Origin of the sequence: Curvibacter microcysteis (genome assembly GCF_028649455.1) — a bacterium.
GTDB lineage: Bacteria > Pseudomonadota > Gammaproteobacteria > Burkholderiales > Burkholderiaceae_C > Curvibacter > Curvibacter microcysteis.
In genome coordinates this window covers 545,098-569,483 of the sequence record NZ_JAQSIO010000001.1, presented here as the reverse complement: position 1 = coordinate 569,483, position 24,386 = coordinate 545,098, and the positions used below count along the sequence as shown (strand labels likewise).

The 24,386-nt window shown below is 67.4% G+C and carries 26 protein-coding genes and 1 pseudogene; 20 read left to right on the top strand and 7 right to left on the bottom strand.

Translation table 11 applies throughout. The annotated features are described in order from the left end of the window. Window positions 1-4 precede the first annotated feature (4 nt). Together PSQ39_RS02485 and PSQ39_RS02480 are read right to left on the bottom strand one after the other, a co-directional pair. Window positions 5-1,948 (bottom strand): trypsin-like peptidase domain-containing protein, encoded by a 1,944-nt coding sequence (locus PSQ39_RS02485; RefSeq protein WP_273925008.1) that lies wholly within the window; start codon window positions 1,946-1,948, stop codon window positions 5-7. A 128-nt stretch (window positions 1,949-2,076) separates the two neighbouring features. Further along, on the bottom strand, window positions 2,077-3,015 hold the full coding sequence (locus tag PSQ39_RS02480) for a LysR family transcriptional regulator (protein WP_273925007.1): 939 nt from the start codon (window positions 3,013-3,015) through the stop codon (window positions 2,077-2,079). Window positions 3,016-3,209: 194 nt separating this feature from the next. Here PSQ39_RS02480 and PSQ39_RS02475 point away from each other — a divergent pair, with 194 nt between their 5' ends. From PSQ39_RS02475 to PSQ39_RS02435, 9 genes are all read left to right on the top strand, one after another. Beyond that, the gene (locus PSQ39_RS02475; RefSeq protein WP_273925006.1) at window positions 3,210-4,280 is read left to right on the top strand and encodes a type II asparaginase; all 1,071 of its coding nucleotides are present in this window, start codon (window positions 3,210-3,212) and stop codon (window positions 4,278-4,280) included. A gap of 216 nt (window positions 4,281-4,496) precedes the next feature. Then, window positions 4,497-5,402, top strand: a complete 906-nt coding sequence (glyQ, locus tag PSQ39_RS02470; protein ID WP_273925005.1) for a glycine--tRNA ligase subunit alpha — start codon at window positions 4,497-4,499, stop codon at window positions 5,400-5,402. Window positions 5,403-5,432: 30 nt separating this feature from the next. Continuing rightward, window positions 5,433-7,553 carry a glycine--tRNA ligase subunit beta gene (gene glyS, locus PSQ39_RS02465; RefSeq protein ID WP_273925004.1) on the top strand — a complete coding sequence of 707 codons (2,121 nt, stop codon included), beginning with the start codon at window positions 5,433-5,435 and terminating at the stop codon, window positions 7,551-7,553. Between the two features lie 25 nt (window positions 7,554-7,578). Next, complete coding sequence (gmhB, locus tag PSQ39_RS02460; protein WP_273925003.1) at window positions 7,579-8,151, top strand: D-glycero-beta-D-manno-heptose 1,7-bisphosphate 7-phosphatase; 573 nt, start codon at window positions 7,579-7,581, stop codon at window positions 8,149-8,151. A 54-nt stretch (window positions 8,152-8,205) separates the two neighbouring features. Continuing rightward, on the top strand, window positions 8,206-8,967 hold the full coding sequence (locus PSQ39_RS02455) for a lysophospholipid acyltransferase family protein (RefSeq protein ID WP_273925002.1): 762 nt from the start codon (window positions 8,206-8,208) through the stop codon (window positions 8,965-8,967). Window positions 8,968-8,993: 26 nt separating this feature from the next. Further along, window positions 8,994-10,037, top strand: a complete 1,044-nt coding sequence (locus tag PSQ39_RS02450; RefSeq protein ID WP_273925001.1) for a M48 family metallopeptidase — start codon at window positions 8,994-8,996, stop codon at window positions 10,035-10,037. A 167-nt stretch (window positions 10,038-10,204) separates the two neighbouring features. Continuing rightward, on the top strand, window positions 10,205-10,570 hold the full coding sequence (locus tag PSQ39_RS02445) for a CidA/LrgA family protein (protein ID WP_273925000.1): 366 nt from the start codon (window positions 10,205-10,207) through the stop codon (window positions 10,568-10,570). Next, window positions 10,567-11,301, top strand: a complete 735-nt coding sequence (locus PSQ39_RS02440) for an LrgB family protein (RefSeq protein WP_273924999.1) — start codon at window positions 10,567-10,569, stop codon at window positions 11,299-11,301. The genes PSQ39_RS02445 and PSQ39_RS02440 overlap by 4 nt, the downstream gene beginning before the upstream one ends. Before the next feature lie 31 nt (window positions 11,302-11,332). Beyond that, complete coding sequence (locus PSQ39_RS02435; RefSeq protein ID WP_273924998.1) at window positions 11,333-12,247, top strand: class I SAM-dependent methyltransferase; 915 nt, start codon at window positions 11,333-11,335, stop codon at window positions 12,245-12,247. 39 nt (window positions 12,248-12,286) lie between these two features. Here the strand turns inward: PSQ39_RS02435 and PSQ39_RS02430 are convergent, their stop codons facing one another. The 4 genes from PSQ39_RS02430 to PSQ39_RS02415 form a co-directional block, all read right to left on the bottom strand. Next, window positions 12,287-13,060, bottom strand: coding sequence for an SDR family oxidoreductase (locus PSQ39_RS02430; RefSeq protein ID WP_273924997.1), 774 nt, complete (start codon window positions 13,058-13,060; stop codon window positions 12,287-12,289). A gap of 48 nt (window positions 13,061-13,108) precedes the next feature. Next, a complete protein-coding gene (locus PSQ39_RS02425; RefSeq protein ID WP_273924996.1) occupies window positions 13,109-14,071 on the bottom strand; it encodes an NAD(P)H-dependent flavin oxidoreductase in 963 nt (320 codons plus the stop codon). 74 nt (window positions 14,072-14,145) lie between these two features. Further along, a complete protein-coding gene (locus PSQ39_RS02420) occupies window positions 14,146-14,640 on the bottom strand; it encodes a DUF6691 family protein (RefSeq protein ID WP_273924995.1) in 495 nt (164 codons plus the stop codon). Between the two features lie 38 nt (window positions 14,641-14,678). After that, on the bottom strand, window positions 14,679-15,116 hold the full coding sequence (locus PSQ39_RS02415) for a YeeE/YedE family protein (RefSeq protein WP_337961926.1): 438 nt from the start codon (window positions 15,114-15,116) through the stop codon (window positions 14,679-14,681). Between the two features lie 80 nt (window positions 15,117-15,196). Here PSQ39_RS02415 and PSQ39_RS02410 point away from each other — a divergent pair, with 80 nt between their 5' ends. The 3 genes and pseudogenes from PSQ39_RS02410 (at window position 15,197) to PSQ39_RS02400 (ending at window position 16,588) form a co-directional block, all read left to right on the top strand. Further along, window positions 15,197-15,442, top strand: a complete 246-nt coding sequence (locus PSQ39_RS02410) for a metal-sensing transcriptional repressor (protein ID WP_273924993.1) — start codon at window positions 15,197-15,199, stop codon at window positions 15,440-15,442. 30 nt (window positions 15,443-15,472) lie between these two features. Next, a pseudogene (locus PSQ39_RS02405) lies at window positions 15,473-15,973 on the top strand (MBL fold metallo-hydrolase); the annotation flags it as partial. Window positions 15,974-16,135: 162 nt separating this feature from the next. Continuing rightward, window positions 16,136-16,588, top strand: a complete 453-nt coding sequence (locus PSQ39_RS02400) for a rhodanese-like domain-containing protein (RefSeq protein ID WP_409241990.1) — start codon at window positions 16,136-16,138, stop codon at window positions 16,586-16,588. Between the two features lie 27 nt (window positions 16,589-16,615). Here the strand turns inward: PSQ39_RS02400 and PSQ39_RS02395 are convergent, their stop codons facing one another. Beyond that, a complete protein-coding gene (locus PSQ39_RS02395; RefSeq protein WP_273924992.1) occupies window positions 16,616-17,422 on the bottom strand; it encodes a glycosyltransferase family protein in 807 nt (268 codons plus the stop codon). Window positions 17,423-17,521: 99 nt separating this feature from the next. On the opposite strand from PSQ39_RS02395, the gene PSQ39_RS02390 reads away from it, so the two are divergent. The 8 genes from PSQ39_RS02390 (at window position 17,522) to PSQ39_RS02355 (ending at window position 24,385) form a co-directional block, all read left to right on the top strand. Beyond that, complete coding sequence (locus PSQ39_RS02390; RefSeq protein WP_273924991.1) at window positions 17,522-18,352, top strand: M90 family metallopeptidase; 831 nt, start codon at window positions 17,522-17,524, stop codon at window positions 18,350-18,352. A 158-nt stretch (window positions 18,353-18,510) separates the two neighbouring features. Beyond that, window positions 18,511-20,238 (top strand): type II secretion system ATPase GspE, encoded by a 1,728-nt coding sequence (gene gspE / locus PSQ39_RS02385; RefSeq protein WP_273924990.1) that lies wholly within the window; start codon window positions 18,511-18,513, stop codon window positions 20,236-20,238. Beyond that, window positions 20,231-21,502 (top strand): type II secretion system F family protein, encoded by a 1,272-nt coding sequence (locus tag PSQ39_RS02380; protein WP_273924989.1) that lies wholly within the window; start codon window positions 20,231-20,233, stop codon window positions 21,500-21,502. The genes gspE and PSQ39_RS02380 overlap by 8 nt, the downstream gene beginning before the upstream one ends. Before the next feature lie 20 nt (window positions 21,503-21,522). Continuing rightward, window positions 21,523-21,957 (top strand): type II secretion system major pseudopilin GspG, encoded by a 435-nt coding sequence (gene gspG, locus PSQ39_RS02375; protein ID WP_273924988.1) that lies wholly within the window; start codon window positions 21,523-21,525, stop codon window positions 21,955-21,957. A gap of 15 nt (window positions 21,958-21,972) precedes the next feature. After that, entirely contained in the window at window positions 21,973-22,422 is a 450-nt protein-coding gene (locus PSQ39_RS02370; RefSeq protein WP_273924987.1) for a GspH/FimT family pseudopilin, read from the top strand. Continuing rightward, the gene (locus PSQ39_RS02365) at window positions 22,419-22,826 is read left to right on the top strand and encodes a type II secretion system protein (RefSeq protein ID WP_273924986.1); all 408 of its coding nucleotides are present in this window, start codon (window positions 22,419-22,421) and stop codon (window positions 22,824-22,826) included. The genes PSQ39_RS02370 and PSQ39_RS02365 overlap by 4 nt, the downstream gene beginning before the upstream one ends. Window positions 22,827-22,844: 18 nt before the next feature. After that, window positions 22,845-23,534, top strand: a complete 690-nt coding sequence (locus tag PSQ39_RS02360) for a PulJ/GspJ family protein (RefSeq protein WP_273924985.1) — start codon at window positions 22,845-22,847, stop codon at window positions 23,532-23,534. A gap of 41 nt (window positions 23,535-23,575) precedes the next feature. Then, entirely contained in the window at window positions 23,576-24,385 is an 810-nt protein-coding gene (locus PSQ39_RS02355; protein ID WP_273924984.1) for a general secretion pathway protein GspK, read from the top strand. The last annotated feature ends 1 nt before the right edge of the window (window position 24,386 follow it).

The window sequence follows — 24,386 nt, the reverse complement described above, 5'->3', positions numbered from 1 at the left end:
CCCGTCAGGGGGCGTTCCAGACGTAGTAGCCCGTGTCTTCGTAGCGGAAGCGCGGCAGCAATTGGATCACCAGGTCGCGCTCCACGGTGTCGGCGGTGTAGAAGTGCGCGCCGGCGCTGGCGTTGTAGAAGCGGTACAGCGCGGTGTTCACACCGTTGCTGGCGGAGTTGGCGTACCAGCCCACGCCTTGGTAGCTGTAGCTGGGGTTGAGCTGGATCAGCAGGTCGCGCTCGGTCTGGCTGATGGTGTAGAAGTAGGTGTTGCGGCTGGCGTTGTAGAAGCGGTAGACCGGCTCCACGCTCGCCAGGCTGGTGCTGTAGGCGTAAAAGCGAATGCCGTCGTAGCTCAGGCCCGCAGGGTTGGCCGCCAGCAGGGCGTCGCGCTCGCTCTGGGTGATGGTGTAGAAGTGCGAGTCGCTGATGCGGTTGTAAAAGCGGTAGACCGGGCTGCGGCTGGCCGCGCTGGCGTTGTCCAACCATTGGTAGATGCCGGCCTGGTAGGCCAGGTCAAAGCGGCCATAGACATCGGTGCCCTTGGGGTTGCTGCAGTAGGAGGCACCGCCGGTGAGCACCCCCACCAGGTACTTGTTGCTGGTCTGGAACAGGCCCGAACCACTGCTGCCGCCCTCGGTCACGCCGCTGGTCCAGCCCACGGTGATGTGGGTGCTGCTGGCGGCGCTGCTGCTGCCGCAGCTGATGCTGGTGGAGCCCGCAGCCCGGGTGCAGGCCGAGTAGCCCGCCACCTGACCCACACTGATTTTTTGCAGGTCCCCCGCGGGGTTGTGCACACTGCCGACGGCGGTGCTCACGGCGGGCAGGCTGGGCGACCAGCCGGCATAGGTCACCCCGGCGGGCGGACTGCTGTTGAGCTTGAGCAAGGTGGTGTCGTTGCTGATGCTGGTGTAGAGCAGGGTGGCGCCGCCGCTCACGGTTTTGTTCAGCCCGCTCAGCACCCCGCTGCCACAGGCTGAGGCACGGTAAAACCAGAAGGTCTGCAGGGTCGATGCGACCGCCTGGGTGGCGATGCAGTGGTTGGCCGACAGGAAGTACGGGGTCTGGCTGTTGGCTCGGTCGTTGAGCAAGGTGCCGGTGCACAGGTAGCTGGAGCCGGTGCTGACGTCCGAGAACAGCATGCGCGCCGTGCTGTTGGAGGTGCTGGCCCAGTCGGCGTTGCAGCCCACGTCGATCTCACAGCTGCCCGAGTTGTTGATCTTCAGCACCAGCTTGGCCGCCGTTGGGGACTGGAACAGGTGCGAGATGCGCGGCACATTGATTTGCAGGTTGCGGGTCGGCACCCCAGCCGGTAACTCGATTTCGAGGTTGATTTCTTCTCCTTCCACATAGGGTGCTGCGTAGGTGCGGCTGGCCGTGCTGCCGGGGGTTTCGATGGCGTTGGCGCTGATCGCGTCTTGGATGGCGGCCCCGCTGACCTGGGTGGCCGTGGTGGCGCCTTGGCCGTAAAAGCGCAGCTGGGCCTGGGCGGGGATCGCCGTCACGTCCAGCAGCAGGCGGGCGCCGGCGGCGCCGGTGGCGACGAAGCGGATGGCGGTGATCTGCCCGCCGCTGTCGGTGGGCGTCCAGCTCAGGCGCTGGCTGAAGTCGCTGGCCGAGCGCAGTTCAGTGACCTGGCGACCCACGCCGATTTGCGGCACGTCATTGAGGCTGCGCTCGCTGCTGGTGCTGACCTTGGCCACATCGGCGCTGGCGCTGCCCAGCACCAGTTGCGCACTGGGGGCGGGGGAGTTGCGGCCCAGGGTGTAGGCCTGCGGGTCTTGCGCGCCGGCCTTGGTGACTTCGGGGGTGTAGGGTTCGACCGGGGTGGTCTGGGGTTCTGTGGCGACCGCCAGGCGGGTGCTGCTGGCGTCGACGCCGTTGGTGCTGCCGCCGCAGGCGCTCAGCAAGGCGGCCAGACTCAGCGCCAGCCCGTGGACAAACCCTCTCGTTGTCATGCTCTTTCCCTTTTCAGTGTGTCGTGCTGTGGCTGGCGGGGGGCGCAGGGCCTTGCCGCTCATCCAAAGTGGGGTGATTTTGCGCTGCCTGTCGCTGGAGAGCCAGCCCCTTTGTCTTCGCCAGGCCTTCACGGGGGGTTGTTGATCGCAGGGCGCGCCTGGCCCTCCACCGACAAGGCCTGGTGCAGCAGGGCTGGCATCAGGCCGAGCATGCGCTGGGCTTGCTGCCCTGGCGGGTTGGCGCTGGCGTGGTAGCTGTACAGCGACATGGGCGGCAGCTCGTGCAGTTCCAGGGTCAGCAGCGTGGCCGGGTCCAGGTGGCGCGCGGTCAGGAAGTCCACCACGGTCCAACCCATGCCCCGGCGCACCAGCTCCAGTGCCAGGCGCGAGGTTTGCACCTGGATGCCAGGGCCGGCCGCGGCCTGCAGGCGTTGCGACAGCTCGTCAATGGCCTGGCGCATCGGGTCGTCGCCCACCAAGCGGATCACCGGGATGTGGGCCAGGCGCGCGTGCGGGCGGGGGCCGGGGCTGGGTGGGCAGCTGTCCCACAGGGCCCGCGTCACGGCCAGGAACAGGCGGCCGCTGACCAGCAAGTCGCTGCTGATCTGGGGGTGCGGGTGCGGGTAGTAGCCCAGGCAGAAGTCCACGCTGTGCGTCAGCAGGGCCTGGGCCATCTGGTCCTGGTTCAAGGTGCGCACCTCGATGCCGACCTGGGGGTGGCGCTGGGCGTGCAGTTGCAGCACCTCAGGCAGGAATTCGTGGGTGATGGCCGGGATGGCGGCCAGCCGCACCAGGCCGGTGTCGCTGCGGCCCAGGTTGCGGGCGGTGCGGCGCAGACCATCGAGCTGGCGGTGGATGCTGGCCGACTCCATGGCCAGCACCCGAGCTTCGGGCGTGGGGCTCAGCCCGGCGGGGCTGCGCGTGAAAAGGCGGTAGCCCAGCTGCAGCTCGGTGTGGGCCACGGCTTTGCTGACCGCCGAAGGGGTGATGCACAGCAGGCGTGCGGCGGCACTCATGTTGCCGGTTTGCAGCACGGCTTGGAAAACTTCGAGCTGGCGCAGGTTCATGGGTGGGTGGGGCAGTCGGTCGGAAAAAGCACTCGGGTGGCGTGGGGTGTGAATTTAACTCATACCCTGCGGTTGATATTTCGCAGCGGAATCGGACCCTGTTCTCATAGCATGGCGCACCTCGTGCATGTGCTCGAGCCGTGAAGCCGGGGTGTGCGCCCGCTTCATACCCCCTCAACTACAGGATGTTCAAGATGTTGAATCGTTTCGGATGGAAAAACGGCCTCGCAGCCCTGGTGCTGTCGGCTTTGTCCAGCGTGGCCCTGGCCCAGGCAGCCAAGCCCCATGTGGTGGTGTTGGCCACGGGCGGCACGATCGCTGGCGCCGGTGCCTCGGCCGCCAACAGCGCCACCTATTCGGCCGCCAAGGTGCCGGTCGACAAGCTGCTGGCCGGTCTGCCTGAACTGGGCCAGGTCGCCCGCGTGAGCGGCGAGCAGGTCTTCCAGATCGCTTCGGAAAGCTTCACCAACGACCACCTGCTGACCCTGGCGCGCCGCGTCTCGGCCCTGAGCAAGCAAGCCGACGTCAACGGCATCGTGGTCACCCATGGCACCGACACCCTGGAAGAAACCGCTTACTTCCTGAACCTGGTGGTGCGCACCAGCAAGCCCATCGTCGTGGTGGGTTCGATGCGCCCGGGCACGGCCCTGTCGGCCGACGGTGCCTTGAACCTGTATGACGCCGTCAGCGTGGCCGCCAGCCAAGACGCCGCTGGCAAGGGTGTGCTGGTCACCATGAACGACGAGATCCAAAGCGGTCGCGACGTCAGCAAGAGCATCAACATCAAGACCGAAGCCTTCAAGAGCCAATGGGGCCCCCTGGGCATGGTGGTCGAAGGCCGCAACTACTGGTTCCGTGCCCCGGTCAAGCGCCACACCAACGCCTCTGAGTTCAACATCGACGAGATCCAGAGCCTGCCTGCGGTCGACATCGTGTACGGCTACAGCAACATGAACACCACCGGCATCGAAGCCTACGGCAAGGCCGGCGTCAAGGCGCTGATCCACGCTGGCACCGGCAACGGTTCGGTGGCGGCCCAGGCCGTGCCGGCCCTGCGCGCGGTGCGCGCCAGCGGCGTGCAGGTGATCCGTGCTGCCCGCGTGCCCGACGGTTTTGTGCTGCGCAATGCCGAGCAACCCGATGACCAGTACGACTGGGTGGTGTCGCACGACCTGCGTCCGCAAAAGGCCCGCATCCTGGCCATGGTCGCCCTGACCAAGGCCCAGGACGCCAAGTCGCTGCAACGCATCTTCTGGGAATATTGATCCCCCAGTCGGCCCGCCCTGGCGCGGGTCGCTTGTCCAGGCCGGCCGCTCGTGAGCGGGCCGGCCTTTTTCATTTTGTGGTGCCTCCAGGCCCGGGCGCGGCCACCGGGCTGGCGGGCCGTAAAATCAGGGGTTTGCATGCGCGCTCGGGCTGGTCCGGGCGCCAGCGCCTCATTCACCTCTTTGCCCAGGTCCTGTTCAGCAGGGCCCACCGTCATGTTGACCTTTCAGCAAATCATTCTGAAGCTGCAGTCCTACTGGGACGCCCAGGGCTGCGCGTTGTTGCAGCCCTATGACATGGAAGTCGGGGCAGGGACCTCGCACACCGCCACCTTCTTGCGCGCCCTGGGCCCGGAGCCCTGGAAGGCCGCCTACGTGCAGCCCAGCCGCCGTCCCAAGGACGGCCGTTACGGCGAAAACCCCAACCGCCTGCAGCATTACTACCAGTACCAAGTGGTGCTCAAGCCCGCGCCCAGCAACATCCTGGAGCTGTACCTGGGCAGCCTCGAAGCCCTGGGCTTTGATCTCAAGAAGAACGACATCCGCTTTGTCGAAGACGACTGGGAGAACCCCACCCTGGGTGCCTGGGGCCTGGGCTGGGAAGTCTGGCTCAACGGCATGGAAGTGACGCAGTTCACTTACTTCCAGCAAGTGGGTGGCATCGATTGCAAGCCCATCACCGGTGAAATCACCTACGGCCTGGAGCGCTTGGCCATGTACCTGCAGGGCGTGGACAACGTCTACAACCTCAAGTGGACCGACACCCTGAGCTATGGCGATGTCTATCACCAGAACGAAGTCGAGCAGTCGACCTACAACTTCGAGCACAGTGACGCCGAGTTTTTGTTCACCGCCTTCAGCGCGCACGAAAAGCAGGCCAAGTACCTGATCGAACAGCAACTCGCCCTGCCGGCCTATGAGCAAGTGCTCAAGGCCGCCCACACCTTCAACCTGCTGGATGCGCGTGGCGCCATCTCGGTCACCGAGCGCGCCGCCTACATCGGCCGCATCCGCAACCTGGCCCGCGCCGTGGCCCAAGCCTATTACGAGAGCCGCGAGCGCCTGGGCTTCCCCATGGCCCCGCGCGAATGGGTTGACCAAATGACGAAGAAGACCGCCTGAGCGCGCCCGGACGAAGCGAAAGAACCCGACATGAGCCACCAAAACCTTCTCGTTGAACTGTTTGTCGAAGAACTCCCGCCCAAGGCTTTGAAGAAGCTGGGCGAGGCCTTTGCCAACGTGCTGGCCGAGCAACTCAAGGCCCAGGGCCTGAGCAGCGCCGACAGCGTGGTCACCGCCTACGCCTCGCCGCGCCGCCTGGCCGCCCACATCACCCAGGTCGCGCCCCAAGCGGCTGACCGTGCCGTGCAGCAAAAGCTCATGCCGGTGAGCGTGGGCCTGGACGCCGCTGGCAACGCCACGCCGGCCCTGCTCAAAAAGCTGGCCGCACTGGGCGCCGACGCCTCGGCCGTGGCCGGCCTCAAGCGCGCCCCCGATGGCAAGGCCGAAGCCTTGTTCTACGACAGCGTGGTGCCTGGCGCCGCGCTGCAAGCCGGGCTGCAAAAAGCGCTGGAAGAGTCGCTGGCCAAGCTGCCCATCCCCAAGGTCATGACCTACCAGCTCGAAGCCGATTGCGAGCTGCCGGGCTGGACCAGCGTCCATTTTGTGCGCCCCGCGCACGGCCTGGTGGCCCTGCATGGCAGCAGCGTGGTACCGCTCAAGGTGTTGGGCCTGACGGCAGGCAACACCACCCAGGGCCACCGCTTTGAAGCCGCCAAGCCGGTGGTCACCCTGGCCCACGCCGATGACTACGCTGAGACCCTGCGCCGCGACGGTGCCGTGATCGCCAGCTTTGCCGAGCGCCGCGCCGAGATCGCGCGCCAGTTGGCCGAGCGGGCCGCCCAGATCGGTGGCGGCGTGCGCCCCATTGAAGACGAGGCCTTGCTCGATGAGGTGACGGCCCTGGTCGAACGCCCCAATGTGCTGGTCTGCGCCTTCGAAACCCAGTTCCTGGACGTGCCGCAGGAGTGCCTGATCCTCACGATGAAGGCCAACCAGAAGTACTTCCCCCTGCTCGACGCGGCCGGCAAGCTGACCCACCAGTTCCTGGTGGTCAGCAACATCAGCCCCGACGACGCCAGCGCGGTGATTGGCGGCAACGAGCGCGTGGTGCGCCCGCGCCTGGCCGACGCCAAGTTCTTCTTCGACCAAGACCGCAAAAAGACCCTGGCTTCGCGCGTTGAAGGCCTGGGCAAAGTGGTTTATCACAACAAGCTGGGCACCCAGGGCGAGCGCGTCGAACGCGTGCGCCACATCGCCCGCGCCATTGCCGCTCAGCTGGGCGACGCCACCCTGGTCGAACAAGCCGACCTGGCCGCCCAACTGGCCAAGACCGACCTGGTGACCGACATGGTGGGCGAGTTCCCCGAGCTGCAAGGCACCATGGGCCGCTACTACGCGCTCAACGATGGGCTGCCCGAAGCCGTGGCCGACGCCATCGAAGACCACTACAAGCCCCGTTTTGCTGGCGACAGCCTGCCCCGCGGCACGGTGGGCCTGGTGGTGGCCCTGGCCGACAAGCTCGAAACCCTGACCGGCATGTTCGGCATTGGCAACCTGCCCACCGGCGACAAAGACCCGTTTGCCCTGCGCCGGCACGCCCTGGGCGTGGTGCGCATGTTGATCGACCAACAACTGCCGCTGTCGCTGTCGGCCCTGTTGAGCAGCGCCGTGCCCGCATTCGGCGACAAGATCACCGACGCCACCCCGGCCCTGGCCGACTTCATCTACGACCGCCTGGCCGGTGGCCTGCGCGAGCAGGGCTTCAGCGCCCAGGAAGTCGACGCCGTGCTGGCCCTGCGCCCGCAGCGCCTGTCCGACGTGGCCCAGCGCCTGGAGGCGGTGCGCGCCTTCGCGGCCCTGCCCGAAGCCGCCGCCCTGGCGGCCGCCAACAAGCGCGTCAGCAACATCCTCAAGAAGGCGGGCGAAGTCGACGCCCACGTCAGCCCCGTGCTGCTCAAGGAGCCGGCCGAGCAAGCGCTCTATGCCGCGCTGCAAGCCACCGTGCCGGGGGCCAACCAGCAGTTCGAGGCCGGTGACTACACCGCATCGCTGCAGGCTTTGGCCGCGCTGCGCGCGCCGGTCGACGCCTTCTTTGACGGCGTGATGGTGAACGCCGAAGAGACCGACCTGCGCCTGAACCGCCAGGGCCTGCTCAAGACCCTGCACGAGGCCATGAACCGCGTGGCCGATCTGGCCCGCCTGGCCAGCTAAGTCCCACCGACCTCAGGAGCCTGCTATGAAACTCGTCATTCTTGACCGCGACGGCACGATCAACGAAAGCAGTGACGACTTCGTGAAGAGCCCTGAGGAATGGCTGCCCCTGCCGGGCGTGCTGGAGGCGATTGCCCGCCTCAACCATGGCGGCTTCCAGGTCGTGGTGGTGTCCAACCAGGGCGGTCTGGGCCGGGGCTTGTTTGACATGGCCCAGGTCAATGCCATGCACGCCAAGATGCACAAACTGCTGGCGGCAGCCGGTGGCCGGGTGGAGGCGGTGTTCTTCTGCCCCCACGGGCCCGAAGAGGAATGCCGCTGCCGCATGCCCTTGCCCGGCCTGTTCGAGCAAATTGGCGAGCGTTATGGCATCAGCCTCCAGGGCGTGCCCATGGCGGGCGACAGCTTGCGCGATTTGCAGGCCGGTCACGCGGCGGGCTGTGAGCCCCACCTGGTGCTGACCGGCTTGGGTGCCGAGTGGCGCGACCGTTCCCTGCCCGACACCTTTCCGCCCGGCACCCGGGTGCACGCCGATGTGGGCGCGTTTGCCGACCACATCCTGGCGCGCGAGGCCCAGCGCCAGGCCCAATTGGCCTGACCCGGCGCTTGCCGTGGCCCTGTTTGTTTGAGTTTCCTCTCCGAGAAAGTCCCCATGTCCTTGTTGCGTTCCATCTTGCATGCCTTGTGGATGCTGGTCACTGTCATGCCCTGGGCCCTGATCATGCTGGTGGCCTCGATCTGGCGCCGCGGCAAGCCCCTGTGGTGGATGGCGGTGCGCTGGCTGCGCTGGGCCACCGATGGCGCCCGCGTCATCCTGGGCATCCAGGTCAAGGTCATCGGCCGTGAGAACCTGCCCGTGGGCGAGACCGCGCCGGCCATTTTGCTGGTCAAGCACCAGTCCACTTTTGAGACCTTCTTGATGCCCACGCTGATGCCGCACCCGCTGGCCTATGTGTTCAAGAAAGAGCTGCTGTACGTGCCGTTTTTCGGCTGGGCCATGGGTCGGCTGGACATGATCCACATTGACCGCAGCCAGCGGGCCCAGGCCTTCAACAAGGTGGTGGCCCAGGGCAAACGCCTGCTGGCCCAGGGCATCTGGATCATCATGTTCCCCGAAGGCACGCGCATTCCGCGCGGGCAAAAAGGCCAGTACAAGAGCGGCGGCACCCGACTGGCCATCGAGACCGGCGCGCCCGTGATCCCCGTCGCCGTGACCTCGGCCAAGTGCTGGCCCCGCAAGGCCTTCATCAAGCGTCCTGGCCTGGTCGAGGTGTCGATTGGCAAGCCCATTCCCAGCCAAGGCCGCCAGCCCGATGAGCTGATGCGCGAGGTCGAGGCCTGGATCGAGGCCGAAATGCGCCGCCTCGACCCCGAGGCCTACGCCAGCCCGGCAGCCTCTTCGACCCCCTCCTGAGGGCGAGCACTCTGCCGGTTTTCGCCATGCACCGACTGCTGCAGTTCACGCTGGACTTGTTCGAGCGGGAGCGCGCGCCAGCGGCGGCCCCCACGCCCCTGCCTCAGCCCACAGCTGCGCCGCGTCCGCGCCGCGCGGCGCCCCCAAAGCGCCGCGCCAGCACGCCGCCACCACAGGCCTTGGGCGAGGACTTGTTTGCCGTCGCTGCCCCGGCAGGCCCCACCGCGCCCAGCCCGGCCAAGTCGCCACGCAGGCCGACGGGGGCTGCGCCGGCCGAGCCCTTGGCCGAGGTGATTGCGCCCATGGCCTTCCAGCACCCGCAGGCCAACCGGGCCCTGCGCTTGCAGGACAGCACGGTGGCCTACCTGTTCAAGCGCGCGCGTCGGCGCAGCATCGGCTTTGTCGTCGGGCCCGATGGCCTGGTGGTCAGCGCGCCGCGCTGGGTGACGCTGGCCGAGGTCGACACCGCGCTGCTGAGCAAAAGCGCCTGGATCTTGCGCAAGCTGGGTGAGGCCCGCGAACGCCAGCAGCGCCAAGCGGCAGCCCAGGTGCGTTGGACCGATGGCGCGGAGCTGCCCTTTTTGGGCGAGCCCATGCGCCTGACCCTGTCCCCGGGCCAGTCCCCCGGCGGCCAGTTGCAGGTGCTGGCCCCCGAGCAGGCCCAGGCCGAGGGCGTGGCCCGGGTGCTGCTGCTGGGCCTGCCCCCACAGGCCGCGGAGAGTCAGGTTCGCGACGCGGTGCAGGCCTGCCTGATGCGCGAGGCCAAGGCCTTGTTCATCCAGCGCCTGGACCACTTCGCGCCGCAGTTGGGCGTGCAGTGGAAGAAGCTCGCGCTCAGCAACGCTGGCACGCGCTGGGGCAGCGCGCGCATCGATGGCAGCATCCGCCTCAATTGGCGCCTGATCCATTTCAGCCTGCCCGTGATCGACTATGTGGTCGCGCACGAGCTGGCCCACCTGCGCGTGATGGACCACAGCCCGCGCTTCTGGGACACCGTGGCCTCGGTGCTGCCCGATTACGCTGAACGCCGGGGTCAGCTGCGCCACGTGGCCTTGCCGCACTGGGATTGAGTCTGCGGCTGGCGCGGCTGGTCTGCCATGATTTCGCGGCTTCTGCACCTCCCTCCAGCGGCGTCCAGCGCCAGCGCTGAGTGCCACCTTGCCGCACAATGCCAGTCCGTCCCGGGGCCGTCCCCGGGGATCCTTCGTCCACGCAAACGCGACCACCAAGGCGTTCCATGATCCACGGCCTGGCCACCCTTTTTCTGCTGCAGCTGCTGGGCGAGGCCTTGGTGTTTGCCCTGCACCTGCCGGTGCCTGGGCCCTTGTTGGGCATGGTGCTGTTGGCGGCCTTTCTGGTCTGGCGCGGTCATGTGCCCGAGGGGCTGGGCCAAGCCGCGGGCGGCCTGCTGCAAAACCTGATGCTCTTGTTCATTCCCGCCGTGACCGGCGTCATGATGCATTGGGGGCGGGTGGCCCAGGAATGGCAGCCCTTCCTGGTGGCCTGCGTCGCAGGCGTGGCCATCACCTTGCTGGTCACGGCCTTCACCTTGCGCTGGCTGCTGCGCCGCAGTGGCACGGCGCTGGACGAGGAGCTGGCATGAACCCTTCCGGCCTGTTTGAAGTCTGGGTGTTTTTGGGCCGCTCGCCGCTGCTCTGGCTGGGCCTGACCTTGCTGGCCTACCTGGGCGCGCTGGCGCTTTACCGGCGCTCGGGCTACCTGCCTTTTTTGATCCCGGTGCTGACGGCCACCAGCTTCACCATCGCGGTGCTTTGGCTCACCGACACGCCTTACCCCACTTACTTTGAGGGGGCCAAGTTCGTTCACTTCTTGATCGGCCCGGCCACGGTGGCGCTGGCGGTGCCCTTGTACAGGCAATGGGCGCTGTTGCGGCGCATCTGGCGCCCGGTGTTGTTGGCCTTGCTGGTGGGCTCGTTGACGGCCATGGTGTCGGCCTGGGGCATCGCCTGGGCCCTGGGCGGTAGCCGTGAGACCTGGATGTCCTTGATGCCCAAGTCGGCCACCATGCCGATTGCCATGGCCCTGGCCGAGCAGGCCGGCGGCCTGCCTTCGCTGGCGGCGGTGGCGGTGGCCGTGACGGGCATTGCCGGCGCCATCATGGCTCGGCCCTTGTTGAACTGGGCCGGCATCCGAGAGCCCGCCGTGCGCGGCTTTGCGGTCGGCTTGTCGGCCCATGCCATCGGCACGGCACGGGCCCTGCAGGTGCATGAAACCGCAGGTGCTTTTTCGGCCCTGGCCATGGCTTTGAACGGCGTGGCCACGGCCTTGCTGATGCCGCTGCTGCTGGCCGTGATGCGCGCCTTCGGCGGCTGATGACGGTGTTTTCCAAACCCAAGAGGATGCAATGAACATGATTTCCAGGGCTTTCCCGGGCGCGCCGCGCCACCCCCTGTGGTGCCGTGCCCTGGTGCTGGCAGCAGGGCTGGTCTTGGGCGCTTGTGCGAGCCCGACGCCCCCTGAGCGGGCACCAGCGTCCCGCCCGTCCTGGAGTCAGGCGGGCATCGCTGCCGTCTTGGCCCAGAGCGACCGCAGCGAGGCGGACCGCGCACAGGATGCGCGCCGCCATGCCGCTGACTGGTTGGCTTTTGTGGGAGTGGGCCCGGGCATGCAGGTGCTGGACCTGGCTGCCGGCAGCGGTTACAGCAGCGAACTGCTGGCCCGCGCCGTGGGCCCCAGCGGTCGGGTTTTTGGCCAGAGCACGCCGCCGGTGAGCAGCCTGTTTGTGGCTGGGCCCGGTGTGGCGCCGCCCCAGCCGCCTGGCCCGGTGGCCGCGTTCACGGCAGGTCCGTCTCCGGCGGCCGTGCCCCGCCCGCGGTCGGCCGACTGGTTGCGCGCGCGCAGGCAGTACGCCGGCCTGAGCCAGCTCGAACCGGTCGAGCGTCCGTTTGAAGAACCGGTGCCCCCCGCGCTGGCCGCAGGCAGGCTGGACATCGTGACCCTGATGTTCAACTACCACGACCTGGGGCACCTGGGGGTGGACCGCGCCCGCATGAACCGCGCGGTGTTCGCCGGCTTGCGCCCGGGTGGGGTGTACGTGCTGGCCGACCACGCGGGCCGCCCGGGCACGGGCATCAGCGAGTCGCGCACGCTGCACCGCATTGAAGAAGCCTTCTTGCGCCAGGAGGTGGAGGCGGCAGGCTTTCAGTGGCTGGCGCGCTCGGACCTGTACGCCAACCCGGCCGATCCCCGCGACCAGCGCAGCCCCGAGCCGCCGCAGCAGCCCGACGGTTTTTTGCTCAAGTTCATCAAACCCTGGTGAGGGGCAACGGGGCCTGCTGGCCCCGTTGCTCAGGCTGGCTCAGCCCCGGGCGTGGGTCACGCCACCATCGACGGTCAGGGTCGAGCCCACCACGTAGTCGCCCGCGCGCGAGGCCAGGAAGATGGCCGCGCCGGCCATGTCCTCGGGCTCGCCAATGCGGTGGGCAGGGATGCGGGCCGACACGGCTTCGCCATGGTCGCGCGCGTCACGGTTCATCTCGGAGGCAAAGGCCCCCGGGGCGATGGCGCTGACCACGATGTTGTCCTCGATCAGGCGCAGCGCCATGCGCCGCGTCAGGTGGATCAGACCGGACTTGCTGGCCGCGTACGAGTAGGTTTCCATCGGGTTCACGGAGATGCCGTCGATCGAGGCGATGTTGATCACCTTGGCCGGGCGCGTCGCGGCGGCGCGGCGCAGTTGGGGCACCAGGGTTTGGGTCAGGAAGAAGGGGGCTTTGAGGTTCAGGTCCACGACCTTGTCCCAGCCGCTCTCGGGGAAGTCGTCAAAGGGGGCGCCCCAGGCGGCGCCGGCGTTGTTGACCAGGATGTCCAGCGATTCTTCGTGCTGTGCGTAGGCGGCGGCCAGGGCTTGGGCGCCCGCCAGGGTGGACACGTCGCCCGGCAGGGACACGCAGTGCCCGTGCTGTGACAGCTCGGCGGCGGTGGCGTCGCAGGCGGCGGCCTTGCGCGCCGAGATGTAGACGCGCGCGCCCTGGGCGATGAAGCCTTCGGCGATCATGCGGCCAATGCCGCGCGAACCGCCGGTGATGAGCGCGGTGCGGCCTTGCAAAGAAAAGAGTTGGCGGGTGTCCATGGGGCAGGTCTCCTGGTTTTGTTTTGGAAGGGGGAAGGCGGCTGCAGCTCAGCCAAAAGCGTGGCGCTGGGCCAGGCCGCCGAGCCGGGCGGTGATGTCGAAGAAGCCTTGCAGGGTGTCGTCGATGATCTCTTGCGCGGTTTTCACGCCCTCGATCAGGCCCACGCTCTGGCCGGCCAGGGCGGGGGCGGCTTCCATGTCACCGCCAAAGTAAACCTGCTGCAAGCCGGCAAAGGTGTCGGCGGGCATGAGGCCCGCCTCGTGGATGTGGCGGGTGCGCTCGGACTTGAGTGCGCGGATGCAGGGCGAGGCCTTCTTGTTCAGCACCCAGGTGCCGGTCTCGCTGGCCGCTGCGATGGCGTTTTTGTAATTGGCATGCACCGGGCTTTCGGCGCAGCAGACAAAACGCGTGCCCATCTGGATGGCTTCAGCCCCCAGGGCAAAGGCGGCGGCCATGCCGCGCCCGTCCACGATGCCGCCGGCCGCCACCAGGGGCAGGTCGACCCGGCTGCGGATGCTTTGCAGCAGCACCAGGGTGGAGACTTCCTCGGGGTTCTTGAAGCCCCCGCCTTCGGCGCCTTCGACCACCAGACCGTCCACGCCGGCGTCGGCGCATTTGAGGGCGGTCTCCAGCGTGGGCACCGCGTGGTAGACGGTGATGCCAGCGCTCTTCAAGGGCGCAATGAACTTGGCCGGGCTGCCGGCCGAGGTGGTGACAAAGCGCACCCCGCTGTCGCAGACAAAGCGCAGCATGGCCTCGTCATGCAGAAAGCGAATGGGCAGGTTGACCCCAAAGGGCAGGCCCAGGGCCAGCATCTGGCGGATCTCGGCCTGGCAATTGGCGGTCTCGCCCGACGAGGTCTCGATGATGCCCAGCCCCCCGGCGCGCGACACGGCCGAGGCCAAAGGGGTGCGGGCGATCCAGCCCATGGGGGCCTGAAAAATGGGGTACCTGGCGCCCGTGTGGGCGAGGACGCGGTTGCCCGCAAGGGCCGGGGAGGGGGTGCTCATGCTGGTGAACCTGACAGTGGGAACATGGGCTGGCAGCGTAGCGCCGGCGCTTCCCGCTGTCGGTCACCTGCGGGTCAGGGCAGCCAGCGTCGCGCCAGGGCCATGCCCAGCAGCAGGGCCGCCACAAAGGCCAGGGCGTCCAGGCCGCCCACCAGCAGCGAGGCCAGAGCCGGCCCGGGGCAGTAGCCCGCCAGGCCCCAGCCGATGCCGAACAAGGCCGCGCCGCTGAGCAGCTTCCAGTCGATGTCGCGCCGCGTCGGGAGTTGAAAGCGTGGTGCCAACCAAGGCTTGCGCTGCGGGTGCTGGGCGTTGGCGGGCGTCAGGGCAAAGGCCAGCAAGGTGACGGCCAGGGCGCCGCCCATGACAAAGGCCAGGCTGGGGTCCCAAGTGCCGTCGGCCAGGCCAGCCAGGTTCAGAAAGCCCAGCACCTTGGCCGGTTGGGTCATGCCCGACAGCACCAGGCCGGCGGCAAACAAGGTGCCCGCGCCCAGGGCGCTTAGCAGCACCGCCCAGCGCTCGGGTGGGGGGCTGGGCGCGGAGTTTGGGGGAGTGAGGCTCGTGGGGTTCATGTCAGTCTTTCGGTCTGCGTGCATTGGAGGCGTGTCGATCAGCCCAGCCAGCGTGTCAGGCCCACCGTGGCAAAGCCCGCACCCATGAAGGTGGCGGTGGCCACCAGCGAGCGCAGCGAGCGCCGGCCCAGGCCACACACGCCGTGGCCGCTGGTGCAGCCCGAACCCAGCACGGTGCCAAAGCCGACCAGCAGGCCGGCCAGCGCCAGCAGCGGCAGGGGGCGCAGCGCGGTGACGGGGGGGTGCAGCCACAGCGTGAACAAGGCGCCGCCCCCGATCAAGCCCAGCAGGTAGGCCAGGCGCCAGGCGCGGTCGCCGGTGGGCGTGGTGCTGCGGCCGGGCAGCAAGGCGGCGGTGATGCCGCTGATGCCCGTGACCCGGCCCAGGGCGGCCAGCAGCCACCAACTGGCCAAGCCGATCAGCAAGCCGCCAAGGCTTGATTGAAGGTAGGGGTGCAGGGTGTTCATGCGCGGTATCTTTCGGAGTTCGTAGCCTGAATATACTCCATGGGGTATATTTGTGCTTCTCCCATTCCATCACCCACCCAGGAGTTCTGATGTCGCAACTGGCCGATCCCGCCAAGAAAAAAGCCTTGCAGGCCCGCCTCGCGCGGGTGGAGGGGCAGTTGCGTGGCGTGCAGCGCCTGATTGAAGAAGAAGCCGACTGCGAGCAGATCGCCCAGCAGTTGGCAGCGGCGCGCAAGGCGCTGGACAAATCCTTCTTCAACATGGTGGGCTGCATGATTGAGCAGGGCGGCATGCCTGGCCCCCATGTGGCGGCGATGCTGGCCAAATTCGCCTGATGGGCTGACCCTGATTTCTGAGGATTCGATATGCAACCGATTCAATTGTTTGACGCCGCCTCCAGTACCTACACCTATGTGCTGCACGACCCGGTCACGCGCGAGGCCGTGATCATCGATCCGGTGGACGAGCACCTTGAGCGCGACCTGCAACTGCTGCGCGACCAGAGTTTGACCTTGCGCTGGATCATCGAGACCCACGCCCACGCCGACCACATCACCAGTGCGGCCGCCCTGGCCGAGCACACCGGCGCCCACACCGTGGCGCCCGAGGGCTGTGGCGTTGGCACCGCCTCGACCCAGTTGGCGGATGGCCAGAGCCTGAGCTTTGGTGGCGAAACCCTGCGTGCCTTGCACACCCCCGGCCACACGGCGGGCAGCATGAGCTACCTGTGGCGCGACCACGTCTTCACGGGCGACACCTTGCTGGTCAATGGCTGCGGCCGCACCGACTTCCAGTCGGGCAGCGCCGAAGCCCTGTACCGCAGCCTGACCGAGGTCTTGTTCCAGTTGCCGGAGGCCACCGTGGTCTGGCCAGGCCACGATTACCAGGGCCGCACGCGCTCCAGCATCGGGGTGGAAAAAGCGTCCAACGCCCGCACGGCCGGTCGCAGCCTGGACGAGTTCGTGGCCTTGATGGGGGCGCTGGACCTCCCCAAGCCCCGACGCATTGACGAAGCCGTGCCCGCCAACCTGCGCTCCGGTCTGCGCCAGGACGCCGGCGGCACGCCCGTGGGCCAGCCGCAGGCCGCCGCGGGCTATGCGGGCGACGTGTCGCCTGCGCTGGCTTGGCAATGGGTGCAGGCCGGTGAAGCGGTGCTGGTGGATGTGCGCACCGACGCCGAGCGCGAATGGGTGGGCTATGTGCCCGGCGGTGTCGGCCTGGCTTGGAAGCAGTGGCCCGGCATGGCCATGAACCCGGCCTTCGATGCCGGTGTGCTGGCCGCAGCAGCCGACGGGCGCAAGGTGGTGCTGCTGTGCCGCAGCGGCGTGCGCTCGGTGGCGGCCGCGCGGCGCGCCACGGAGCTGGGCGTGGCCCAGGCCTACAACATCCTCGAAGGCTTTGAGGGGGACCCAGACCAGAACGGCCAGCGCGGTCGCAAGGGCGGTTGGCGTTTCCGTGGCCTGCCCTGGCGCCAGGGCTGAAGTGGCCACGGCGCCGCCGCCGCCGGCTCAGCGCGCGGCTTGCTGGCGCAGGTGGCGCTGGTAGCGGTACATGGCCGGCGTGGTCCACAAGCGCAGCAGGCTGCGCAGGTGCAGGCTCACATAGCGCCACTGCCGGTGGCTGGTGCGCTGGGCGTGGTGGGTCATGTGGGTGTCGGCGCGCGCCAGCTGCCAGCCGGCGGTCTGCAGGCGCAGGCAGAAGTCCACGTCCTCGCAGTACAGGAAATAGCCCTCGTCAAAGCCCCCCATCTGACGCCAGATGCGGCTTTGCAGCACCCAGCAGGCCGCATTCACCCAGTCGCGGCGCGGCACGGGGGGGCGGTGGGTGTAACGCTTGAACAAGGCCCAGGGCGTGGGGATTTCACGTTCGCTGTCCTGCACCGTGCCGTCCAGGTTCAACAGCCGAGGGTAGGCGCAACCCACCCCAGGCTGGTTGGACAGCGCGAGCAAGCGGGGCCACAAGTCGGCCGGCAGGTTTTCCAGATCCGGGTTGATCACGCCAAAGTGGCTGGTGCGGCACAGGGCAAAGGCCTGGTTGTGGTTGTGCCCGAACCCCTGGACTTCGCGGTTGTGCACTTCGCTGAGCTGGAAAGGCCAGCCGCCCACCGGGGTGGGCAGGGGGCGACCGCTGCCCGGCAGGTTGTGCGTCACGATCAGGTGCTTGAGCACCCCCCCGTGCTGTTGGGCCAACTGCCCCAGCAAGGTGTGCAGGCAGTCGTCATGGTCGTGGCTGACCACCGACAGGGTCAGGCCCTCGATCAGAGGCGACTCCACTTGGGGCGCTGCCGCCGCACCCCCTTCACTCACGAATGACACCTGCTTTCATGGCGCGGATGTTAACTGTTCGGCACGCTTGAATTTGGCGCGCGGGGGCTCAGATGGTCTGGGTGCGCATTTTTTCCGCGCCTGATCACGATGAATTCTGGGGCCTTTGGTGTGTTGGTGGGGCTGTCTCTGCTGGGGGCGGCTTGGCTGTGGCTGGCGCCTTGGCGCCAGGCTTGGCGGCGTTGGCGTGTGAGCCGACAGGCGTTTCCGGCGTCTTGGCGGGCCATTTTGCGCGAGCAAGTGCCCCTGGTGGCGCGTTTGCCCGCGGATCTGCAGCTGCAGCTCAAGCGGCGCATGCTGGTGTTTTTGGCCGAAAAGCCCTTTCTGGCCTGCGATGGCCTGGTGCTGACCGAGGCCATGCGCGTGGTGATCGCGGCCCAGGCCTGTTTGCTGCTGCTCAACCGCCCCGGGGCGGACTTTGCGTCGCTGCGGCAAATCCTGCTGTACCCGGCGCCGTTTTGGGTGGACCGGGTGCGCGCCGGTGCGGCGGGCGTGGTGCATGAGCAACGCCAGGCCTTGTCGGGCGAGTCCTGGCAGCAAGGCCAGGTGATCCTGTCCTGGGCCGATGTTCGGGCCGGCAGCGCCGACCCTGGCGACGGCCGCAACGTGGTGATCCACGAGTTTGCGCACCAGCTCGACCAGGACAACGGCCCCGCCAATGGGGCCCCGGCCCTGGGCGGCCGGCGACGCCAGCGCGAGTGGCAGCAGGTGATGGGCGCGGAGTTTGCCGCCTTGCAGGCCCGGGTGGCGGCGGGGGACCCCGGACTGCTGGACGCCTACGGTGCCTCCGATCCAGCCGAGTTTTTTGCGGTGATCAGCGAGGCTTTTTTTGAACAGGGCGAGCGCCTGGCCGCGGCGCATCCGGCGCTTTACCGCCAGCTGAGCCTTTTTTACCGGGTGCTGCCCCTGAGCTGGCGCTGAGCCCGCAGGCCCCGTTTACCGAAGCCCCAGAGCAGATGGTGCAAAATTGCGCCCTTGTCGGGGGCTCCTGGCGCCGCCAGTGCGGGCGGCCTGAAGCGGGTTGAGGGGCGTATCCAGTCCTTGATGCCGCGGAGCCCCATTGCCTCATTGCCCATCCCATGACCACTGACGCCTCTGTTGCCATTGAGCCTTCGCTGACGAACGTCGCGGAGCGACCCCGCCTGGGCGAGCTGCTGGTGCAGCAGGGCAAGCTGAGCGCGCGCGACATGGAGCGTGCCCTGCAGGCCCAGCAAGAACTGGGCAACATGCTGGGCCGGGTGCTGGTGCAACTGGGCCTGGTGTCCGAGCTGGACGTGTTGCACACGCTGGCCCAGCAACTGGGTGTGGCCGTGGCCCGGGCTGAGGACTTTCCTGACATGGCCCCCGAGGTTGAGGGCCTGTTGCCTGAATTTCTGGCCGCCAATCAGGTGTTTCCGTTGCGGCTCGAAGACGAGCGTCTGGACGTGGCCATGGCCGTGCCGCAGGACGCCTTTGTGCTCAAGGCCTTGCACCTGTCGACCGGGCTGAGCATCCGGCCCTTCATCAGCCTCGAAAGCGACATCGAAAAAGCCCTGGCCCAGCCGGCGCCGGCGGCCGAAGAGGACGAAGCCGATGGCTTCGAAGACGAAGGCCTGGGCGGCGATTTTGTCGAGCATTTGAAAGACCTGGCCAGCGAAGCGCCGGTGATCCGCCTGGTCAACAGCATCATTGGCCGCGTGATCGACCTGCGCGCCTCGGACATCCACCTGGAGCCCTTCGACGACGGCCTGCATGTGCGCTACCGCGTGGACGGCGTGATCCATGCCGGCGAATTGGTGCCGCCCAAGCACAGCGCGGCGGTGAACTCGCGCGTCAAGCTGCTGGCCCACCTCGACATCGCCGAGCGCCGCCTGCCACAGGACGGTCGCATCAAGACCCGCGTCAAAGGCCGTGAGTTGGACCTGCGGGTCTCGACCGTGCCCACCGTGCACGGCGAAAGCGTGGTGATGCGGGTGCTGGACCGTGCCAGCGTGCGCTTCAGCCTGGAGAGCATGGGCTTTGCCAGCGACACCCTGGGTCGTTTCAACACCTTGCTGGCCAAGCCGCACGGGATTTTGCTGGTCACCGGGCCCACCGGCTCGGGCAAGACCACCACGCTGTACGCGGCCCTGTCCAAGCTGGACTCGGCCACACAGAAGATCATCACGGTGGAAGACCCGGTCGAGTACCAGCTCGAAGGCATCAACCAGATCCAGGTGCACCCCCAGATCAACCTGACCTTCGCCAGCGCGCTGCGCTCCATCCTGCGCCAGGACCCGGACATCATCATGATCGGTGAAATGCGCGACGGCGAAACCGCCCAGATCGCGGTGCAATCCGCCCTGACCGGTCACTTGGTGCTGTCCACGCTGCACACCAACACCGCCGCCGGCGCGGTGATCCGCTTGAAGGACATGGGGGTGGAGGGCTACCTGATCACCTCTTCGGTCAATGGCGTGCTGGCCCAGCGCCTGGTGCGCACCTTGTGCAAGCACTGCAAGGTGCCTGAAGTGCCCTCGGCCGAGCTGCTGGCCACGGCGGGCTTGCACCGCTTTTGCGCGCCCGGCCAGCCGATTTACAAGGCGGTGGGCTGCGACCACTGCCGGGGTTCGGGCTACCAGGGCCGAACCGGCATCCACGAATTGCTGGTGCTGGATGAGCCCATGCGCCGCGCCATCGTGGCCGGCGAGGACGCCAGCCGCCTGCATGCGCTGGCCATCCAGTCGGGCATGCTGACCTTGCACGAAGACGGCTTGCGCAAGGTGGTGGCGGGCGTCACCAGCCTGGACGAACTGCTGCGCGTGACGGAGGACCAGGGCGATGCCTGAGTTCATCTGGCGCGCCGCTGACGCCAGCGGCAAGGCCCAGGACGGGCGGCTGGACGCCCCATCGGCGGCCGCGGTACAAAAACAATTGCGCGCGCGCGGCCTCACGCCGCTGAGCATCCGCGCGCCGGGCGCCGAGGACGGCGCAGCACCCGCCCCGGCGGAGTCGGCCGGCGCCGCCGCGCTGGCGGGGCTGGTGGCCGCGCCAGGCAAGCAGCGCTTGGGGCGTGGGCCGGTCACGCAGGCCGACATCCTGCTGCTGACCTCGGAGCTGTCCATCATGCTGCGCGCCGGCCTGGCGCTGGACAACGCCTTGCGCGTGTTGATCGGCATGAGCCACAAGCCCTCGGTGGCCGAACTGACCCAGCGCACGCTGGAAGACGTCAAGGGCGGCACGCCTTTCAGCAAGGCGCTGGCCAAGAACCGCAACCTGTTTGGCGACTTCTACATCAACATGATCCGCTCCGGCGAGGTCAGCGGCCAATTGACTTCGGTCATGGAGCGCCTGGTCGAGCACATGGAGCGCCTGCGCGCGCTGCGTGAAAGTGTCGTCTCGGCCACCATTTACCCGGCTATTTTGTTGGGCGTGGCGGTGCTGTCGCTGATTGCCATGCTGGGTTTTGTGGTGCCGCAGTTCGAGAAGCTGTTCACCGACATGGGCGACGCCTTGCCCATGCCGACCCGCATCGTGATGAGCGTGGGCCATGCCTTCACCCGCTACGGCCTCTTCATGGCGCTGGGTGCAGCGCTGCTGGTGTGGCTGGTGCGGCGCTGGCTGTTGTCGCCTCAGGGGCAGCAGTGGTGGCAGGTGCGGGTGCTGCGCCTGCCCTTGCTCGGCCGGCTGATGCTGAAGTACCAGCTGACCTTGTTTTCGCGCTCGCTGGGCACCTTGTTGGGCAACGGCGTGCCTTTGCTCACCGCCTTGCACATTGCCACCGACACCGTCACCAACACCGTGCTGCGCCAGGCCTTGGCCAGCGTGGGCCCGAATGTCAAAGAGGGCGGCAAGATGGTGGACGCGATTTCGGCCACGCGTATTTTTGAACCTCTGGCCATCAACCTGATCAGAGTGGGCGAAGAGACGGGTCGCATTGGCCCCATGATGCTGGAGTTGGCCAACATCCTGAACCGGGATGTGGAGCTGGGCATCAAACGGAGCCTGACCCTCGTGGAGCCGCTTCTGATCATCGTTTTGGGTTTGATGATCGCCTCGATCATCGTCTCCATCTTGTTGGGCATCCTGTCCATCAATGACCTTGCAGCTTGATTTTTATTGAAGGATTCATCATGGTGAGCATTCGCCAAAGCCGTCGTCAACGTGCCAGCCGGGGTTTCACCCTGATCGAATTGCTGGTGGTGCTCGCCATCCTGACCTTGCTGGCCGGTCTGGTGGGTCCGCGGGTGCTGAACCAGCTGGGGGGCGCCAAGTCCAAGACCGCTGGGGTGCAAATTGCCGACCTCGAAAAATCCCTGGACCTCTTCAAGCTCGACGTGGGCCGCTTCCCGACCGCAGAAGAAGGCCTGGACGCGCTGGTCACCAAGCCGGCCGCTGTCTCCGCCGGCTGGAACGGCCCCTACCTCAAGGGGGGCGTGCCCACCGATCCGTGGGGCAAGCCTTACAAGTACGCCCTGGCGGGTGGCAATGTGGAAATCATCTCCTACGGTGCCGACGGTGCCGCTGGTGGTGAGGGCGAAAACGCCGACGTGCGCAACGCCAAGTAAGCAGGGGCGGCAGGCGTGCGGGCGCAGCGTGGTTTCACGCTGATTGAATTGCTGGTGGTGTTCTCCATTGCCGCCTTGCTGGTGGGCGTGGTGCCCTTCGCCTTTTCACGCATGCAAGAGTCCGCCCAGTACCGCGACGTGCTGCGCAACATGATGTCCGATTTGCGCCTGGCCCGCCAACAGGCCCGGGTTCAGGGCCGCGAGGTTCGGTTTCGCCTGGACCTGACAGGGCGACGCTTTGGCATCGACGGGCAGAGCACGCGTGACATTCCCGAGCCCTTGCAAGTTCGTGCCACCGTGGCCGGCATTGAAATGTCGGCCAACCAAGTGGCGGCCATCCGTTTCATGCCTGAGGGCGGTGCCACCGGCGGCAGCGTGGATGTGTTCCGCCCGTCCGGGCAGGGCACACGGGTGCGCGTGGACTGGCTGTCGGGCCAGATCAGCACCGAATCGATCCGGCCATGAGCGGCCCCTTGTCCCACCACAGCCGGGGTTTTTCCTTGCTGGAGTTGCTGGTGGCCATCGCCATCATGGGCATGGCCATGGGCTTGCTGTACCGCGCCAGTGGCGGCTCGGCGCGCAGCGTGGGCCAGGCCGAGGCCTACCAGCGCGCCGCTGTGGTGCTGGAGTCTTTGCTGTCGGCGCGTGACGCCGTGCCGGACATCGGGGTCAACGAAAGCGGGCGTTCGGCAGGTTATGAATGGGCGGTGCGCTCCGAGCCTTGGACGCAGGGTGGGGGGCTGGACCCGCGCGCCGTGCCTTTGCACCGGGTGTTCATGACCGTGCGCTGGCTGGATGGCGAGCGCTGGCTGAGCCTGGATGCGGTGACTTTGCTGCCCCAGCGCAAACCGGTTGTTCCAGGGGGCTAGTGGATGTCGATGCGCCCCTTGCTTGCTCGTGTTCCCACCCGGGGCTTCACTTTGCTGGAGTTGCTGGTGGTGATGTCTTTGATGTCCCTGGTCATGCTGGCCATGACCTCGGCGCTGCGCACCATGGCCCAGACCGAGGAGCGCGTGGACGCGCGCGTGGCGCGGGCCGACGATTTGCGCTCCAGTCTCGACTTTTTGCGTGGTGCGCTGGGCCGTGTGGCCATGCGCAAGGTGCCCATGCAGTCGGCGGCGCAAGGCAGCCCCTATCTATTCCAGGGCGGCGCGGATGCCATGGTCTGGGTGGGCATCATGCCGGCCCGATTTGGCGCGGGCGGCCGCTATGTGTTTCGCCTGGGCCCGGAGGCTCTGCCGCAAGGCCAGACCCTGACCCTGCGTTTTGCGCCCTGGAATCCAATGAGCGGGTTTCCGGACTGGGCTTTGACCGAGATGCGCCCCTTGGTGCTGGGTTTGACCGGCTTCTCTATTCAATATGAGGACGTGCGCCGCGCCCCTGGGCAGTGGCAGCCCGAGTGGATGCCGCGCGCGGATGCGCCGCCGGACCGCGTCAATCAGTTTCCCGCCCGGGTGCGCCTGCTGGTGCAGACCAGCCAGGGGACCTGGCCCGACGTGATCATCCCGCTGCGGGTGATGAGCTCGTCCAGCAGCAGCCTGGGTGGCTTCACCGTGGGTGGGGGGAGCCAGGATTGAACGCGGCGTCGCACGTCTCTCCACCGGCGCGATCGCGCGGCATGGCTTTGATTGCCGTGCTGTGGATCGTGGCGGCGCTCAGCCTGGTGGTCACCGGCCTGGTCAAGACCGCCCGTGATGAGATCCGGCAGGTGTCGGCCAATCGACGAGCCCTCACCAGCGAGGCCCTGGGCCTGGCCGCGATCAACCAAGTGCTGCAACAAATGCAGGTGCAGCCCACGGCGGTGACCGGCTTGACCTACGTGCCGACGCAGTTTGAAGGCGTGGCCATCCAGGTGCAGGTGCTGCCTTTGACCGGCCTGATCAACCTCAACAGTGCGCCGGCGGGCTTGTTGGTTCGCCTCTTCACCGTGGCGGGTGGCCTGGCGGCCGGACAAGCCGAGGCGCTGTCCAACCTGGTGCTGGCACAGCGCCAGGCGCGTGACGGCTCGGGTGCGCCAGTGGGGTTTGACGCCCCGGAAGACCTGCTCCAACTGCCCGGGGTCGATTACGAGCTCTATGCTAGACTCGCTCCCCTTGTGGTGGCGGACCGCCGCACAGCGGGTGGGGTCAACCCCCTGGCGGCACCGGTGGGGGTGCTCAAGGTGCTGGCCGGGGGCGACGAGGCCATCGCGCTTCAAATCGACACGGCCCGCCGGACCTCCGGTGCTGGCGTGGACACCAGTCGCCTCGACGGTGCTTGGCTGGATCCAACCATTGGCAACCGTTTCTGGCTCATTGCGCGTGTGCCGCAAGCCGATGGCGGCTGGCTGCTGAGTCTGCGCGGGGTCGATGTGGCTGCCGGTGCCCGTGACGGCCTGCCTTGGCAGACTTTCGTGGCGCGTCGTTGGTTTGAGCCTGCGCCCCGTTAAC